Source organism: Desulfomicrobium norvegicum, assembly GCF_900114595.1.
Taxonomy (GTDB): Bacteria; Desulfobacterota; Desulfovibrionia; order Desulfovibrionales; family Desulfomicrobiaceae; genus Desulfomicrobium; species Desulfomicrobium macestii.
Genome location: NZ_FOTO01000003.1, coordinates 13,923 through 30,835 on the forward strand (window position 1 = coordinate 13,923; position 16,913 = coordinate 30,835).

Genomic DNA, 16,913 nt, shown 5'->3' on the forward strand with positions numbered 1-16,913 from the left:
CGTCATTCATGTGCATCCTTTTTTCTGTCCGGGAGAGCTTGCCTGCTGCATTCCAGCGGGTCTCCCAGGCAGGAATTGAAGATGTCGAGGATTGCCTTGTCCAGATAGGATTCCTCCTTGTAGGTCAGGAAGGCGGAGTTGAAGGCCTTGGTCACGGCCGTGATCTTGCGGTAGGCAAGGTCGAGCCCCTCGCAATAGGCGTGCAGGGAAGAGGCGGCGGCTGTCCATGTCGCCCTGGTGTTTTCGGGCAGGGCCTTGGCGGTTTCGTCCAGGCTCTCGATCTCTTCCCGGATGCCGTCCTTGGCGTTGACGATGTGCATGAGGTGTGTGTTCAGATAGTGGCACATGCCCCCGGCGGCGTTTCTGAGCACCCGGTTGCTCTGGTCTTCCATGGCCTGGGTGATGTTGTGCGCGATGCCCTCGTAATAGAGCAGGTATCCGGATTCATCGGTCTTGGCCCGGGCCGTGATGGCCACCTCGATGGATCTTCCGTCCTTGAGGCGGAAGCGGATGTGCTTGTCCGTGACAAAACCCTCTTCGTTGATCTGGGCCAGCAGGTCGGCACGTTCGGACAGATTCTCGTAAAAATCCTTGAGGTTGGCACTAAGCGCCTCCTCGCGGCTGGAAAAGCCCAGCATCTGGATGCCGGCCTCGTTGATGTCGATGAAGGTGCCGTCCGGAGTCACGGAGTAGGCCATGTCCTTGGTGCTCTGAAAGAAGTCGCGATATTTTTCCTCGCTGCGGGTCAGGGCGTCGAGGGCTTCCTTTTGCTCGGTGATGTCGCGGATGACGTGATCGAGGCGGCGGATGGACCTGGTGGTGCAGTAGACCAGATGCCCTTCGTCGTGCACCCATTTGATGCGTCCGTTGCTGCTGATGATACGGTACTGCATTTCCCCGAACTCGTCGTCCACCAGGGACCGGTAGTACTTGCTCACCGCCTCCCGGTCCTCGGGATGGACGAAATGCATGAGCTGCATTTCCCCGGCGTTGAAGGCGCGTCTGGGGATGCCGTAGAGGGCTTCGGCGGCGGGGTTGATGGCCAGGATGGAATGATCCGTGGGAGAGATGGACACGACCACGTCGTTCAGGGCGTGCAGGATGCTTTCCAGCCTGTCCTTGACGCGCTGAAGCTCGATGCGGGTCTTGCGGCGTTCGGTGATGTCCGTGATGGCGGCCAGAATGGCCGGTGCGCCTCCGCAATCGACCACGGTCAGCTTCATCTCCACGATGGCGTCTTCGCCGGGCCGTGAGATGGAAAACTCGATCCGGTCCGAGAGGTCGGAGGTGTAGAGTTTGTCGACGCAGTGCCGGATGACGCGATTCTGGTCTTCGGGAATGACAAAGTCGGCAAATGGCTTGCCCAGAAGCCCTTCCAGATTGGATCCGACGATTTCGCAAAACGCTCCGTTGGTGAAGACTATGTTGCCTTCACGCAGGATGAGCACACCGTCGTTGATGTGTCTGACAATGCCCTGGTAGTCGATGCTGTCCAGGCAGACATTCAGCAAATTCGCTTCTTCGAAACAAGATCCGTTCATGCCCCGTGCTCCTGATTCCCGACGGGTTCATCATTTTCGGTTGCCGTCGTTCCCCTCTCAATACGCATTTTGCCCCGAGCAGGGCCAGCAATTTTTTACCAACCCCCGGTTTGCGGGGATTTGCAGGCCTTGTCCTCAAACTCCCGCAAACGGGACGCGGAAAATGCGGATCAATCGTGTTCGACAAAGATCAGGGCGCTCGTGTCGAAGCCGCGTGCGGCGGCCTTGGCCACGAGTTCGCGTCTTAGCGCTTCATCCAGGCGCTTCTCCCTGGCCAGTATCCAGAGATAGGATGTGTCCGGCCCGCTGACCACGGCATGACGGTAGCCTTCGTGATCAAGTTCAAAGATCACGTAGGCGCCGTAGAATGGTCCGAAAAAGGAGACCTTGAGGAATCCCGTTTGCGGGTCTTCAACGAAAAACGCCTTCCCTTCGGCTTGCTCCCATTTTCCTGTCTTGGCGTTGTAGCCGCGATTGACGACCCGAACCCCGCCATCCTCACGCAGGCTGTATTCGGCGCTCACGCGGCTCAGACCCCGCTCGAAGGAGTGATCGAGGCGCGCGATCTCATACCAAGTGCCAAGGTAACGCTCCAGCTGGAAATTTCCGACGGGGCGCACTGTGTCCGGCACGCCTACGCATCCGCCAAGCAGCATGGCGAGAATGGTGACGAGTGTTTTCATGGTTCCTCCGGGAGTCGTATTTATATCGAGATGGCGAAAATCCTTTTGCCGACGTTGAGAACTTCCCCCGGCATTGGGGAGATGTCAATTGTGGCGGGGATTTTGGATACGCATTAGTTCGTATTTTTTTAAAACGAAATGCGTTCAACCTGTACGAAGATTGCGATGCTGAGTGGGTGGGTTCTTTACGATGAGTGGGATTGAATGTAAGTGCCCAAATTGGCCGCACTGGGCGGATCGCATCAACTCAAGCCCCGGAATGTCATGATCAAAAAAATACTCATCGCCATCTTGCTTGTGGCCGTCGTGGCCGGTGTCCTTGTCGGAATCAAGGCCATGCAGATCAGGGCAATGATCGCCCAGGGAGAATCCTTCTCCATGCCCCCGGCCGTGGTTTCCACGGTGAACTCCACTTCCGCCAGTTGGGATACGGTTTATACCGCCGTGGGTTCCGTCACCGCCGTGCAAGGCGTGACCATGACCGCCGAGACTCCGGGCAAGGTCGTGCGTATCGATTTCGAATCCGGGGACCGGGTCGAGGCCGGGGATGTGCTCGTACAGCTCGACATTTCCGAGGAGGCGGCCCGGCTGCGGGCTCTGGAGGCCACGGAAAACTTGGCCCGCCTCAACCTGCGGCGCATCGAGTCCCTGGTGGCCCAGCGCTCCACGGCCAAGTCCGAATATGACGCGGCCCTGGCCGAACACCGTCAGATTCTGGCCCAGATGGATGCGCTCAGGGCCGTCATCGCCAAAAAGACCATCCGCGCGCCTTTTCAGGGCGTCCTTGGTATCCGTGAGGTCAACCTGGGGCAGAATCTTGGGGATTCGGACGTCATTGTCAGCTTGCAGCGCCTGGACCGGGTGCATGTCGAATTCGCCCTGCCGCAGCAGCAGGTCGGCGCGGTTCTGCCCGGGGCCACGGTGCGCGTGACCAGCGACGCCCTTCCGGGGCAAACAATCGAAGGGCGGCTCTCGGCCGTGGAACCTCTGGCCGACACTGCCACGCGCACGGTGCGCATGCAGGCCGAACTGGCCAATTCCGGGGAGATCCTGCGGCCGGGCATGTTCGTCAATGTGGACGTAGTCCTGCCTGAGAAACGGGAACTGGTCCTGATTCCGGCCACGGCGGTGCTCTATGCCGCGTACAGCGATTCGGTTTTCATCGTTGAGCAAGCGCAGGGGAACGGAACGGAAGGCCTTGTGCTCAGGCAGCAGTTTGTGACCCTGGGCGAGCGGCGTGGAGATTTCGTGGCCGTGGCCCGGGGACTTGCGTCGGGTCAGAGCGTGGTCAGCACCGGCGTCTTCAAGTACCGCAACGGGCAGTCCGTGGTCGTGGACAACTCCCTGGCCCCGGAATTCAACATCTCTCCCACGCCGGAAAATTCCTGATGCGGGCCGCCGGGAAAGAGCTCCGATACGGAACGACTTCATGAAATTCACAGATATCTTTATCCACCGTCCGGTCCTGGCCATCGTCGTCAGCCTGCTCATCGTCATCGCCGGACTCCAGGCCGCTTTCACCCTCACTGTGCGACAATACCCGCGCAGCGAAAACGCCATGGTCTCGGTCAGCACGACCTATGTCGGGGCCAGCGCCGAACTCGTGCGCGGGTTCATCACCACGCCTTTGGAGCGGGCCATCGCAGCGGCCGACGGCATTGACTACATCCAGTCCGAGAGCACGCAAAATCTCTCGACCATCAATGTGCGCCTCAAGCTCAACTACGATCCCATCAAGGCGCTGTCCGAGATCAGCTCCAAGGTCGACCAGGTCCGGGGCGACCTGCCGCCCGAGGCCGAGGTGCCCATCATCAACGTGGAGTCGGCCGACAGCCAGTTCGCCTCGGCCTACCTGAGCTTCACATCGCCTGATCTGGATCAGAACCAGATCACAGATTATCTCATGCGCGTGGTCCAGCCGCGTCTCTCGGCCCTGGAAGGGGTGCAGCGGGCCGACATCCTGGGCGCGCGTACATTCGCCATGCGCATCTGGCTCAAGCCCGACCGCATGGCCGCCCTGAACGTCAGCCCCGCCGCCGTGCGCCAGGCCCTGGCTGCGGGCAACTACCTTGCGGCCCTGGGGCAGACCAAGGGTCAGCTTATCCAGATCAACCTGACCGCCGATACGGACCTGCGCTCCGCCGAGGAGTTCCGCCGGTTGGCCATCCGTTCGCAGAACGGCGCGGTGGTTCGTCTTGGCGATATCGCCGACGTGGTCCTGGGCGCCGAGGACTACGGGGCCGAGGTTCGCTTCACCGGGCAGACGGCCGTATTCATCGGCGTCTGGCCGTTGCCCAACGCCAATTCCATAGAAGTGCTGGAGCTGGTGCAGGCCGAGATGAAGGATATCCAGAAATCCCTGCCCACGGGCATGGAGGGCCGGGTCGGGTACGACGCCACCGAGTACATCAACAACGCCCTGAAAGAGGTGCGCACCACGCTGGTGGAAACTTTGGCCATCGTCGTGGTCATCATTTTCCTTTTTCTGGGGTCGGTGCGGTCCGTGCTCATTCCCATCGTGGCCATCCCCATCTCTCTCATCGGGGGCGTGTTTCTCATGCAGGTCTTCGGATTTACGGTCAACCTATTGACTTTGCTTGCTTTTGTTCTCTCCGTGGGCGTCCTGGTGGACGACGTCATCGTCATCGTCGAGAATGTCTCAAGGCACCTGAGCGAGGGCAAGACGCCCCTTGAAGCGTCTCTGATCGGCGCACGCGAGCTGGTGCGGCCCATCATCGCCATGAATGTGGTGCTCATCGCCGTCTACGCGCCCATCGGCTTGCAGGGCGGGCTGACGGGTTCGCTCTTCCGGGAGTTCGCCTTCACGCTGGCCGGCACCGTGGCCATGTCCGGGGTGGTGGCCTTGACGCTCTCGCCGTTCATGGCCTCGCGCATCCTCGTCGCGGGCATAGAGGAGCGGGGGCTGTCCGGGCGCATCTATCGCGATTTCAACCGGCTCAAGAATTTCTACGGTCGCCTCCTGGCCGGGACGCTCAACTCCCGGCCGGCGGTGTATCTGGTCTGGGTCCTGATCGCCGTGCTGACCGTGCCCATGTTCATGATGTCGTCCAAGGAGCTAGCTCCCTCCGAGGACCAGGGCGTCATCTTCGGCATCCTCGATGCCTCGGCCGACGCATCCCTCGATCAGACCAGGCAGTTCGCGGCGGCGGCCAACGATGTATTCATGAGCACGCCCGAGGCCGAGTTCACGTTTCAGATTACCTTTCCTTCCAGTGGATTCGGCGGTTTGGTGGTCAAGCCGTGGGAACAGCGCGAGCGGACCGTCGCGCAGATCCTGCCCGAGGTGCAGGCCGGTCTGGCCGCCATTCCGGGCATCCGGATGTTCCCGGTCACCCCGGCGGCCTTGCCGGGCGGCGGCGATTTTCCCGTGGAGTTCATCATCGCGTCCACGGCCGACCCGGAGCAGATCCTGGCCTTTGCAGAACAGGTTCAGTTCAAGGCCATGCAGAGCGGCATGTTCGCCTTTCCGCCGCTCATCGACGTGAAGATCGACAAGCCCCAGGCCGAGCTGATCATCGATCGCGACAAGGTCGCCGCCATGGGGCTGAGCCTCGCATCCGTGGGCGCAGACGTGTCGGCCATGCTCGGTGGGGCCTATGTCAACCGCTTCAATATCGACGGGCGCAGTTACAAGGTCATCCCCCAGGTCCAGCGCGTGGATCGCCTGAACCCCGAGCAGCTGAAAAATATTCATGTGACCGGACCAAATGGCGAGCTCGTGCCCTTGTCCTCGGTGGCGACCATCAAGAACACCACCGTGGCCCGTTCCCTGAACCGCTTTCAGCAGCTCAACGCCGTGAAGATCAGCGGTGTGGCGGTGCGTCCCCTGGACGAGGCCCTGCGCTTTCTGGAGGACGAGGCGGTGAAGATCCTGCCCCAGGGATACGTTCTCGACTACACGGGTGACTCGCGCCAGCTGCGCACCGAGGGCAACACCTTTCTCTTCTCCTTCGGCCTGGCCGTGGTGCTCATCTTCCTGACGCTCGCGGCGCAGTTCAACAGCTTTCGCGATCCCTTCATCATCCTGGCCGGGTCCGTGCCCCTGGGCATGTTCGGAGCGCTCATCTTCACCTTCCTGAAGATGCCCGACCCCAACGTCGCCTTCTGGACCGAGGGTTGGACCACTACCCTGAACATCTACTCCCAGGTCGGGCTGGTCACGCTGGTCGGGCTGGTGGCCAAGAACGGCATTCTCATCGTGGAGTTCGCCAACCAGCTCCAGCTCGGCGGCATGCCCAAGCTGCAGGCCGTGCACGAGGCATCCATGACCCGCTTGCGGCCCATCCTCATGACCGCCGGTTCGACCATCGCCGGATTCTTTCCGCTGGTGCTCATCTCCGGCGCCGGGGCCGCGGCCCGCAACTCCATAGGGCTTGTCCTGGTGGGCGGCATGACCACCGGCACGCTCTTCACGCTCTTCGTCATCCCGTCCATCTACGTGCTGGTGGCCAGGGACCACTCCGCGGACAGGAAGAACGACGAGGTTTCGCTGCATCTTCAGGAAGAGGGGCAGGCGGGGTGATGCCCCTTGTCCTCCTCGCCCTGGGCTGGGTAGTGTGGGGGAGCCTGCACAGCCTGCTCATCAGCCCGTCCTGGATGCGGCTGGTCTCGAACCGCTTTCCCCGGCTTTGTCCATGGTACCGGCTGGGCTATAACGTCCTGGCGGTCCTGAGCATCCTTCCGCTGTTGTACTTCAAGGAGGCGCTGGCCGGTGACGCGTTCCTCGGGTGGGGCGGCGTCCTGGCCCTGCCGCGTTTTTTGCTGCTGGGCGCGGCCCTGTGGCTGTTCTGGGCCGGGGCCCGGGAATACGATCTTGGCGTGGTCGGCGGTCTGGCGCAGCTGCGGTCGAGCTGCTCCTTTGCCGGCAGCCCGTACGCCGAGGAGCTTCGTACCACGGGCATCCTGAGGCGGGTGCGCCACCCGTGGTACGGCGGGGCGCTTCTTTTGCTCTGGACACGCACGGGAACCTTCGATGCGGCGGAGCTGGTCACGAGTCTGGTTTTGACCGGATACGTGCTCGTCGGCGCCTGGCTTGAGGAGCGCAAGCTCCTCCATGTTCACGGCCAGGCCTACCGGGACTACCAGCGCGGCACGCCCATGTTCTTTCCCTGGCCGCGTCGCGGGGATGGCAGGCGATGAAGCGTGTCTGGTGGCACCTTTCGGACTACATCAGCCATCGCAGGGCCGGCGAGGCCTACAGGAGATGCCTGGTCCTGGCCGGATTTGAGATCGTGGAGCGGCCCGAGGAGGCGGATCTGGCCGTGCTGCACGATGACCCGATGAATTGGTCCGATATCCTGGAGCGATACCCTGCCGCCCGCGCGAAGCCCAAAGTCGGATTTGCGGTCTGGGAAGGGCTTGCGTTGCCCGATGTCTATCGTGCGGGATTTGCATTGGTGGACGAGATCTGGACGGCGTCGGCGTTTTCCGCAGAGGCGCTCGGCCAGGGTCATGTCCAGGTGAAGGTGCTGCCGCATGTGGTCGAGCTTGCGACGTTTGCGCCCGAGGACCTGGAGTGGGCGCGCACACGCTTGGGCGTGCAGTCCAGGGGACGTTATTTTTTCAGCATTGTCGATGCGATCAACCCGCGCAAGAACCTCGATGCGTTGTTGCGGGTCTTTGCTCGATTGGCGCATTCCAATCCGGATGTAGTTCTTGTTCTCAAGCAGTATCGGATGAGCGTATCTTTCGGCGGGGGGGCGCAGATTGTGAGCATAGGGGAGAGCGTGAGCGATGCCCGCATGGCCGCCCTGCACTCGGGGGCCCTGGCCTATGTCGCCCCGCATCGGGGCGAGGCCTGGGGGCTGGGGCTCAGCGAAGCCATGAGCCACGGGGTGCCGGTCCTGGCCACGGGCTGGTCCGGGAACATGGAGTTCATGGACCAGCGCAACTCCGTGCCCTTGCGTTTCGAATTGGAGCCGGTGGGGGAGCGCATGTCGAGGATGCTGCCCCATTTTCGGCCCGAGATGCTATGGGCTCGGGTCGACGAGGAGCATCTGCTGCGGGAGATGCTGCGCCTGGTGCGCCGCGGCCCTGACCCGGGCATGTGTAAACGGGCCCGCGCCGTGGCCGAGAGGTTTTCGCCGCGTCGCGTGTCCCGGATTCTGACCGGACTTATCCGCGAGTTCGAAGAGAAGGCCGGTTCCGGGGCGACCAGAATTTCCATTTGAAGAGTAGCCGGTGCAGATAACTGCCAAGGCCCTTGGGTCTGGCGAGTGTTCCCCGCAACGCCGCCTGCGGGAAAAAAATCAGATCCAGCAGATGGATGGCGCGTGTGCTTTGCGCGAGGGTCTGGACACACCCCGCGCATGAGGTCAGCACAATCCGTCCTTGCGCGCGTGTCTTTATGTCCCCGGTCCAATTTTCCGCGTAATCCGCCCGTAACGCGCTGACGGCGCCCCCGGCCCCGCAACATGGCGCCAGGGATCCATCCTGTCTTGTCTTCTCTACGTCCAGCCCCGATTCGCGGGCTAATCCCAGAAGGTCGTCCTGCACCTTTTTTTCAAATCTCAAGGGGCACGGCGTGTGCACAATGGCCGTGCCGTGCAGCCGGGGCAGGCCGATGGGGGGATTTTCGGCCAGCGACTCGAACACGCTGCGCACGGCAAGCCCGTCTCCGTACTGGTCGAATATCTTGAAGCAGTTGGGGCAGGCCGTGAGCACCGTGCGCACCCCGCGCGCCAGGAGGTTCGCGCGCAATGCGCCAAAACGTTTCTCGAAGAATTTTTGCCGACCAAGGTCGTGCGAAGGCTTGAAGCAGCAGCCCAGAACCAGGCCCAGGGCAGGGTCGCTCGCGCGCAGGTGCCTGTACAGGGCAAGGGCGGTGTCCGGGTGGGCACCGGGAAAGGCGCAGCCGGGGAAAAGGACGGTGTGGCCCCCGTCCGGCAATCTGAAAAGACGGAACAGGGCGGAGGCTCCCACCGCTTCATAGTTCAGTATTGAACGGTATGGAGTCAGGCTGCCCCGCCCTGCCTTCAGCGCGGCCCGGCGCATGGCCAGGAAAAAGTCGGGCAGGGGCAGGCCCAGGGGGCAGACGGCTTGGCACAGCCCGCACAGGCTGCATTCATAGGCGCGGGCCAGGTCGATGCCGCTTGCGAGCAGACGCTCGGCAAGCTCTCCGGGCGTGCCGTGCTCCTTGAGGAACGCGCAGCGGATCTGGCAGGCCAGACACCGCGTGCATTTTGAGGAAATGTTCCGGGCCAGCGTGAGCAGTTCTGGAGTCAGCTTCGGGATATTCATGGACCTACTGAAGGAAGTTTCTGATCCCCGTGAAGACAATCTGCGCGGCCATGGCCGAGAGGACCAGCCCCGTGATCTTGGTCATGACGGACAGGCCCACGGAGCCGAGCAGCTTTTTCAGGGGCCTGGCCGAACGCAGCAACACTCCCACGGCCAGGCAGGAACAGACCAGTGCCCCTGCGCCCACGGCCTGTTCCGCGGCACCGCCCAACTCCGCACCGAGGATGAGCAGGGTACCGATGGTTGCCGGGCCCACGGTGATGGGGATGGCCAGGGGCACCACGGCGAAATCCACGTCGGGAGCCGCCTCCTGGGCGGAACGCTTGCCCGAGACAAGAGACACGGCCGAGAGGAAGAGCAGGCTCCCCGCGCCGATGCGGAATCCGTCCAGGGTGATGCCCAGGGTCGAGAATATGGGGTTGCCCGCGAAGTAGAGGATGAGGCTGATGACCATGACGGCCATGGTGGTGCGGATGGCCACCTTGCGCTGCTCGGCCTTGGTCATGTGCTCGGTCATGGACAGGAACACGGTCAGGACGAAAAAGGGGGTGAGCAGGAAAAAGAGTTTCATGCTCAAACTGATGAAAAGGGTGATCATGGCTGTATCCATCTGCGCCGCGAGGCGCGGTTGTTCGTTTGGTTCCCGGCCGGATGCCGGGACGAGCCGTCTTTAGAACCGGTGTCGAGGAAAGGCAATACCGGGAGAGACCCTAGAATCTTTATCCGCGCGTGGCCAGCAGAATGCCGCCGAGGATGCAGCCGGCGCTGCCCAGATGGATAAGGCCCATGGGTTCGCCAAGCAGCACAAAGGCCGAGACTCCGCTGAAAAGCGGCAGGGTATAGTAGATGAGCCCGGCCAGGGACGGGCCGATGGAGGTCACGGCGCTGTTCCACATGGCGTAGGCGGCCAGCGACGCGCCGAGGCCAACGTAGAGGATGGCGCCTGCCGCGCCGAGGGTGACCGACGGGAGTCCATGAGTGAAGATCTCCCATCCTGCCCAGGGGATCAGGAAAATGATGCCCGTGCCGAAAAGCGTCAGCAGAAACACGGACTGGCTCAGGCCGCCCGGGAAACGGCGCACCAGAATGCTGTAGGCTGCAAAGATCACGGCGGCCAGGCTCATCCACAGATCCCCGATGGAAAATTCCAGGCTGGTCAGGCGCTTTGGGTCGCCACCGGTAATGAGCAACACGACCCCTGCCAGCGCAACGGTCAGGCCGGTCATTTTTCGGACGGTCAGGCTTTCGCGCAGAAAGATGCGGGCCAGGAGAATGATGAACACCGGCGTGGACGTGGCGATGAGCGAAAGATTCAGGGCCGAGGTGGTGTGGGCCGCCTTGTAGAGCAGGGCATTGAAGGTCGTGACGCCGAGGAGCGCCATGGGAATCATGGCCGGCATGCTCTGCTTGATGGCCGCGCGCTGTGACCATGCCGCGCGGCAGGCGAACGGCAAAAGCCCCAGAAAGGCCGTGGCCCATCGCAAAAGGGAGAGGGTGGCGGGCTCGACGCTCTGGTTCAGGCTGCGGGCCACGATGAAGTTGCCGGACCAGATGACGGTCGCGCCGAGGGCGAAAAGGGCGCCGCGTAGGGAGGGTGATATGTTCATGGGATTTCAGGCAACAGGGTGGATAGGGACGGTACAACGGACAATTCCCCCGAGTCTGTTCGAACTCGGGGGAATTGTCGAGGGTTCAGTGCGCCGCTGACGGCGCGCCGGTTACTGCTGGGCCGGGGTGCCATGGGCCGAGTGATCCACGGGGGCCTGTCCGGCGGTGCCGTTGCCGGGCATGCCATGCATCATTCCGCCCATCATGCCGTGCTGCATGCCGCCACCCATTTTGCCGTGATTCATGCCACCGCCCATCATGGGGCAGTCGCCCATTCCGCCCATCATGCCCTTGCCACCCATGGGCATGATCCCTTCCTTGGCCATGACCTTGTGCATCCTGATCCGCTCGGCGAAGATCTTTGCGTTGAGTGCATTGATGTCATTGGTCAGAGCCTCGACTTTTTTCTCGTCGGTTCTTTCACCGTAGAGTTCGGCGTTCAGTTCGGATTCCTTGGCGAAAAGCTGTTTCCTGAGATCGGCTGTTGCCGCGTCGTAATCCGCGTGCAGCTTCTGCATTACAGCCTGTTTTTCCGGGGTCATGCCGCCCATTGTTCCGTGCTGCATGCCGCCCTTCATTCCATGCCCCTGCGCCGCGGCAAGGCCGGCAAAGGCGGTGACGAAAGCCAGAGTCAGGATCGTGGCGATGGTGTTACGGTACGTTTTCATGTGAATTCTCCTTGATGTTATTGGTGTCTGATTCCGGCCGGAAAGGCCGGAAGTGTTTGCTTCCTGATCTCGTCGTGAACGTCTCAGATCATCGATTTCAATGTGTTGTACTCTTCGATGGTGATCTCGCCCCGGGCCAGCCGGAGCTTGAGTATCTCCAGGGAGTCGGACCTGTCCGCCTTGGGGCCTGGCGTCCGTCTGGGTCTGAAGGCCGCCCAGAGCAGTGCCCCCAGGCCGACCAGAAGCAGAAATCCCCAGAGGGAGTGTCCGATCATCCAGCCCCCGGACCAGGGGAGTGTGCCGCAATTCCACATGATGTTCTCCTCCGCGTTGTTCGTCGTGTTCTGCATCTTGTAAAGCAAGGGGCGTGCCAAGGCTGGCTTTTTGTTTCAATATATTGAAATCATAAAGAATTTGTAAAAAAAGAAGGCGCAGTGTACAGCCTGCGGACTTGAGGGCGGGTAAAGTGGTGACAGTTGTCTGGACAATACGGGTAAAAAAGTTACATGTGCGGGCATGAGGTGATCGATGAACACATTTTCCGGCACAACGAAGCGGACAAGAACAGCGCCCTGGCTCATGGCGGGCCTTGTGCTCATCCTCGGGCTCGCGGTCGGCTTTTTCGCGGTGCGCAATGTCCAGCGAACCAAATCGCACATGCTCGCAAACTATCTCGACCATGCCGACGCCCTTTTCTGGGCCCTGGAGGCCGGGACGCGCATCGGCATGGGCATGCACGGTGGCCCGGGGTATTTCCAGTCGCTGGTGGAGGAAACGGCCAGGCAGCATGGCATCGTCTATCTGGCCGTGACCGACGAGCAAGGCAAGATTCTGGCCCACAGCGACGCCTCCCGCATCGGTTCGAGCCTGCATTCGAGCGAGTCCCTGTCGGGCATCTCGCCGGGAGACCTGCGGCGGGGGCATTTCCGGCAAGACGCGGAAGGGACTCGGGTCTTTGAGGCCTACAAGTCGTTTTCGCCGCTGCCGGGCATGCCCCATTCCATGTGGTGCGGCCCCATGGCGGGGGACGGGCGTAGCGGCGCGGGCCATCCACACATGGAAAACGCGCGCGACCACGCGGTCATCTTCGTCGGCCTGGACGCGGGTCCGCTGGATGAGGCCATGGCCGACGAGCTCCGCACCAGCGCCATCATCGCCCTGCTGACGGTGTTCTTCGGCGCTGGAGGTTTCATGGCGCTCTTCTGGGCCGAACGCTCCCGGCACTCGCGCCGCCTGCTGAAGGATACGCAGGCGTTCGCATCGGAGGTCGTCACCTGCCTGCCCCTGGGGCTCTTGACCACGGATCGGGAGGGACGGGTCGCCCTGGTCAATTCCGCAGCCGCCGCACTGTTCGGCAGGCAGGCAGAGGGGATGGACGGCGAAATGCTCACCAGCCTCGGGGGACTGGACTGGGAGGGGGTGGTCTCTGAACTCGCGGGCCGGGACAGCGTGTTGGAGCGGGACACGGGATTTGAGGTTCCGGGGGGGCGCAGTGTCCCGGTCAGTGTGGCCGCGTCGCGCATCGTGAGCAGCGACGGCCGTTTTCTGGGCCATCTCTTTCTGCTGCGCGACCTTGGGGAGCTGCGCCGCCTGCAGGAGCAGGTGCGGCGCAACGAGCGCCTTTCCGCCCTGGGAAACCTGGCCGCCGGCGTGGCCCACGAGATTCGCAACCCCCTGAGCTCCATCAAGGGCTTCGCCACATATCTCGCCGGGAAGGTTCAGGGGCAGGACAGGGAGGCCGCGCGAGCCATGGTCCAGGAGACGGACCGCCTGAACCGCGTCGTTTCGGAGTTGCTGGAGTTCGCCCGGCCCGGCGAGGCGACGCTGCGGGACCGGGACCTCGAAGAGGTCGTGGAACGGGCTCTGCGCCTGGTCAGGGCGGATATCGAGGCCAAGGGCGTAACGGTGGACTTTGTCCGCGATGCATCCCTGCCGCCGGTTCCCATTGATGCCGAGCGCCTGACCCAGGCCTTGCTCAACCTGTTCCTCAATGCCGTCCAGGCCATGGAGCCGGGAGGCGAGCTGCGGATCGCCTCCACCCTCGACGCCGAGGCCGGAGCCGTGGCCTTGCGCATCGAGGATACGGGGAGCGGGATGCCTCCGGATGTCCTCAAGGAAATCTTCAACCCCTATTTCACGACCAAAGGCACCGGCACCGGCCTCGGACTGGCCGTGGTGCACCGCATCGTCGAAGCCCACGGCGCGGACATCAAGGTCGAAAGCACCGTGGGCAGGGGCTCGGCCTTCACCATCCTGCTGCCCCTGACCGGGAGAAGCGCATGAAACCATCCCGAATCACCGTACTTGTCGTCGACGACGATCCCGGCCACCGCAACATGCTCACGACCCTGCTGGCCGACTGGGGCTTCCGCGTGGAGGGGGCAGAGGACGGCGAGACGGCCGTCGACCGCTGCCGGGAGCGCGCCTACGATCTCATTCTCATGGACGTGCGCATGGCCGGTATCTCCGGTATCGAGGCGCTCAGGGAAATCAAGGGCTACAACCCGGCCATCCCCATCTTGATCATGACCGCCTACTCCAACGTCGAGACTGCGGTGGAGGCCATCAAGGCCGGGGCCTACGACTATCTGACCAAGCCCCTGGATTTCGAGGACCTCCGCCAGACCATGGATCGCGCCCTGGACCACGCCGCCCTGCGCGACGAGAACAGGGCGTTGCGCCAGACCCTGTCAGCTTCCTTCGATTCCGGAGGGATGATCGGACAGAGCCTGCCCATGCATCGCCTTATGGAGATGCTGGCGACCATCGCCCCGTCCGAAGCCACGGTGATGATCACGGGCGAATCGGGCACGGGCAAGGAGCTCATCGCCCGGGCCATCCACGCCAACAGCCCGCGCCGCAAGGGGCCGTACATTGCCGTGAACTGCGCGGCCCTGACCGAGACCCTGCTCGAGTCCGAGCTCTTCGGCCACGAGAAGGGCGCCTTCACCGGGGCGGAGCGGCGGCGGGAGGGGCGTTTTTTGGCGGCGGACAAGGGCACGATCTTTCTCGACGAGATCGGCGAGATGCCCCTGTCCATGCAGGTCAAGCTGCTGCGGGTCATCCAGGAGCGCGAGATCCAGCGAGTGGGCGGAGACCAGACTCTCAAGGTCGACGTGCGCATCGTGGCCGCCACCAACCGCGACCTCCTGGCCGAGGTTGAGGCGGGACGCTTCCGCCAGGACCTCTACTACCGCCTGAACGTGGTCGCCCTGGCCTTGCCTCCACTGCGTGATCGCGAGGAGGACATCCCGCTTTTGGCGGCGCACTTCCTCAAACGGTTCGCCGATACGAACGATAAGCGTATCAAGGGCTTCACCCCCGAGGCCATGGATCGTCTCCTCAAGCATTCGTGGCCAGGCAATGTGCGCGAACTGGAGAATGCGGTGGAGCGGGCCGTGGTCCTGGCCCTTGGCGAATACGTGGGCGAACGCGAGCTGCCGCCAACACTTGTCGGAGGGGAAGAGCAAAGTCTTGAAGGCGGTTTCGGGCATCTCACCCTGGAAGAACTGGAACGGCGGGCCATCCTCGATGCGCTGGAGGCAGCCGGCGGCAACAAGAGTGAGGCCGCCCGCCGTCTGGGCATCACCCGCAAGACGCTGCACGCCAAGCTGAACAGATACGGGGAGTGACCGCGCCCAGGTCTGCCGCAAACCGGCCACAAACCGTGGTCAGGCGCATAACATATTGAGAAGACGTATTTTTTTGATTCAGGCCAAAGAACGCCCCGGCTCCTTGGAACCGGGGCGTTTGCTGTTTCTGGCGCAGGGCTTTCGAGGCGCGGGCTTCGGCGCAAGTTTCACCTTTTCTCCGTGCGGATGCACTGCACGAAGGCCAGGGATACGAGGCTCAGCACCGCGCCGCCCACGAAGGGGATGCGGTAGTCCACCATCCAGAGCAGGCCTCCGGCGATGGGGATGACGACGGCCACGATGTGGTTGATGGTGAAGCCCACGGCCATGCTCGGCGCGATGTCGCGCGGGTCGGCGATTTTCTGGAAGAAGGAGCGGATGGCCATGGCGAAATTGTAGAAGATGTGATCGAGGATGTAGAGGACGGCCACCATGAGTTTGCTGTCGGTGAAGGCGTAGCCGAGGAAGACGAAGAACAGGCTGGCGTACTCCAGGGTCAGCACCCTGCGCTCCCCGAAGCGGTTCACGGCGCGGCCGATCATGGGGCTCAGGAAGTAGTTCACGGCGTTGTTGAGCATGAAAAGCATGGCCACTTCCGAGACGGTGTATCCGAACTTCTTGACCATCAGGAACACGGCGAAGGCCACGAAGATCTGCCGCCTGGCCCCGGACAGGAAGGTCAGGACGTAGAAGAGCCAGTAGCGCGAGCGCAGGACCATGTTTTTGCGCTGCAGCGGGAGATCCTTGCGAGTGGGATTGACGAGCAGGAAGAACGCGGCGCCCCCCATGATGAAGATGCCCAGGGTCACGTACAGGGTCTGGTAGGTGACATGATTCACGACCAGCAGGAAGATGAGCCCGATGACGATGTTCGCGGCCGATCCCACGGCGCGCAGTCTGCCCATGACCACGGGACTCTGGGTGATGTCGAAGTACTGCAGGGTCAGGGACTGGTTCAGGGTTTCATAGTAGTGGAAGCCGAAGGACATGACCAGGGTGGCCACGACCAGACCGGTGTAGGTGGGCATGAGGCCGGTCATGATCACGCCCAGGCCCATGACCATGAGCGAGAGCGCCGCCAGGCGATGCTCGCGCACGAAGAGCAGCAGGTAGATCACGAGCAGGGCCAGGAAGCCCGGTACCTCGCGCAGGCCCTGGATGACGCCCATCTGCTGGCCGGTCACCTGCGCGATTTCCACGGCGTAGTTGTTGAAAAGCGTGCGCCAGCCCTGGAAGCCGAGGGCGCTCAGAACGGCAAGCCCGATGAGGAAGAGATACATGGGCCGGTTTTGCGGGGTGTTCATGGGCGTATGTCCCGATGCGCCGTCAGGCGTGGATGGTTGTTCATTGCCGTGAAGATGACCGGACGCCGCGTCTCATGGGGCCGGGCGCATGGTCGAGGGAACGGCATGAGACGGTTGGCGGCGGGTGTCAAGTTCGGGATCGGGTGAATTTCTCGCCGGTTTGCTTTTGCGGCAACCATGCGGCACAATGCAAGGTCCTGCCGGCCGGCATATGCCT

14 protein-coding genes are annotated in these 16,913 nt (G+C 62.6%); 6 read left to right on the forward strand and 8 right to left on the reverse strand.

Annotated features, from left to right (window positions below):
- Window positions 1-2: 2 nt before the first annotated feature.
- Window positions 3-1,541, reverse strand: a complete 1,539-nt coding sequence (locus tag BMZ24_RS05880; protein WP_092190275.1) for a PAS domain-containing protein — start codon at window positions 1,539-1,541, stop codon at window positions 3-5.
- 170 nt (window positions 1,542-1,711) lie between these two features.
- Complete coding sequence (locus BMZ24_RS05885) at window positions 1,712-2,224, reverse strand: lipocalin family protein (protein ID WP_092190277.1); 513 nt, start codon at window positions 2,222-2,224, stop codon at window positions 1,712-1,714.
- 264 nt (window positions 2,225-2,488) lie between these two features.
- On the opposite strand from BMZ24_RS05885, the gene BMZ24_RS05890 reads away from it, so the two are divergent.
- The 4 genes from BMZ24_RS05890 to BMZ24_RS05905 are packed head-to-tail and all read left to right on the forward strand — an operon-like array spanning window position 2,489 to window position 8,415.
- Window positions 2,489-3,613 carry an efflux RND transporter periplasmic adaptor subunit gene (locus tag BMZ24_RS05890; RefSeq protein ID WP_092190279.1) on the forward strand — a complete coding sequence of 375 codons (1,125 nt, stop codon included), beginning with the start codon at window positions 2,489-2,491 and terminating at the stop codon, window positions 3,611-3,613.
- A gap of 40 nt (window positions 3,614-3,653) precedes the next feature.
- The gene (locus BMZ24_RS05895) at window positions 3,654-6,767 is read left to right on the forward strand and encodes an efflux RND transporter permease subunit (protein WP_092190281.1); all 3,114 of its coding nucleotides are present in this window, start codon (window positions 3,654-3,656) and stop codon (window positions 6,765-6,767) included.
- Window positions 6,767-7,384 carry a methyltransferase family protein gene (locus tag BMZ24_RS05900; protein WP_092190283.1) on the forward strand — a complete coding sequence of 206 codons (618 nt, stop codon included), beginning with the start codon at window positions 6,767-6,769 and terminating at the stop codon, window positions 7,382-7,384. The genes BMZ24_RS05895 and BMZ24_RS05900 overlap by 1 nt, the downstream gene beginning before the upstream one ends.
- On the forward strand, window positions 7,381-8,415 hold the full coding sequence (locus tag BMZ24_RS05905; protein WP_092190285.1) for a glycosyltransferase: 1,035 nt from the start codon (window positions 7,381-7,383) through the stop codon (window positions 8,413-8,415). The genes BMZ24_RS05900 and BMZ24_RS05905 overlap by 4 nt, the downstream gene beginning before the upstream one ends.
- On the opposite strand, the gene BMZ24_RS05910 is transcribed toward BMZ24_RS05905, so the two are convergent.
- From BMZ24_RS05910 to BMZ24_RS05930, 5 genes are all read right to left on the reverse strand, one after another.
- Complete coding sequence (locus BMZ24_RS05910) at window positions 8,360-9,484, reverse strand: 4Fe-4S dicluster domain-containing protein (protein WP_092190287.1); 1,125 nt, start codon at window positions 9,482-9,484, stop codon at window positions 8,360-8,362. The genes BMZ24_RS05905 and BMZ24_RS05910 overlap by 56 nt on opposite strands.
- A 4-nt stretch (window positions 9,485-9,488) precedes the next feature.
- On the reverse strand, window positions 9,489-10,082 hold the full coding sequence (locus BMZ24_RS05915) for a MarC family protein (RefSeq protein WP_092190289.1): 594 nt from the start codon (window positions 10,080-10,082) through the stop codon (window positions 9,489-9,491).
- Window positions 10,083-10,203: 121 nt separating this feature from the next.
- A complete protein-coding gene (locus BMZ24_RS05920) occupies window positions 10,204-11,091 on the reverse strand; it encodes a DMT family transporter (protein WP_092190291.1) in 888 nt (295 codons plus the stop codon).
- Window positions 11,092-11,202: 111 nt separating this feature from the next.
- A complete protein-coding gene (locus BMZ24_RS05925; RefSeq protein ID WP_092190293.1) occupies window positions 11,203-11,760 on the reverse strand; it encodes a periplasmic heavy metal sensor in 558 nt (185 codons plus the stop codon).
- 83 nt (window positions 11,761-11,843) lie between these two features.
- On the reverse strand, window positions 11,844-12,074 hold the full coding sequence (locus tag BMZ24_RS05930) for an SHOCT domain-containing protein (protein WP_244150296.1): 231 nt from the start codon (window positions 12,072-12,074) through the stop codon (window positions 11,844-11,846).
- 214 nt (window positions 12,075-12,288) lie between these two features.
- Here BMZ24_RS05930 and BMZ24_RS05935 point away from each other — a divergent pair, with 214 nt between their 5' ends.
- Window positions 12,289-14,043 carry a PAS domain-containing sensor histidine kinase gene (locus BMZ24_RS05935; protein WP_092190295.1) on the forward strand — a complete coding sequence of 585 codons (1,755 nt, stop codon included), beginning with the start codon at window positions 12,289-12,291 and terminating at the stop codon, window positions 14,041-14,043.
- Entirely contained in the window at window positions 14,040-15,392 is a 1,353-nt protein-coding gene (locus tag BMZ24_RS05940) for a sigma-54-dependent transcriptional regulator (protein ID WP_092190297.1), read from the forward strand. The genes BMZ24_RS05935 and BMZ24_RS05940 overlap by 4 nt, the downstream gene beginning before the upstream one ends.
- A 167-nt stretch (window positions 15,393-15,559) precedes the next feature.
- On the opposite strand, the gene BMZ24_RS05945 is transcribed toward BMZ24_RS05940, so the two are convergent.
- Window positions 15,560-16,696 carry an MFS transporter gene (locus tag BMZ24_RS05945; protein ID WP_092190299.1) on the reverse strand — a complete coding sequence of 379 codons (1,137 nt, stop codon included), beginning with the start codon at window positions 16,694-16,696 and terminating at the stop codon, window positions 15,560-15,562.
- Between the last annotated feature and the right edge of the window lie 217 nt (window positions 16,697-16,913).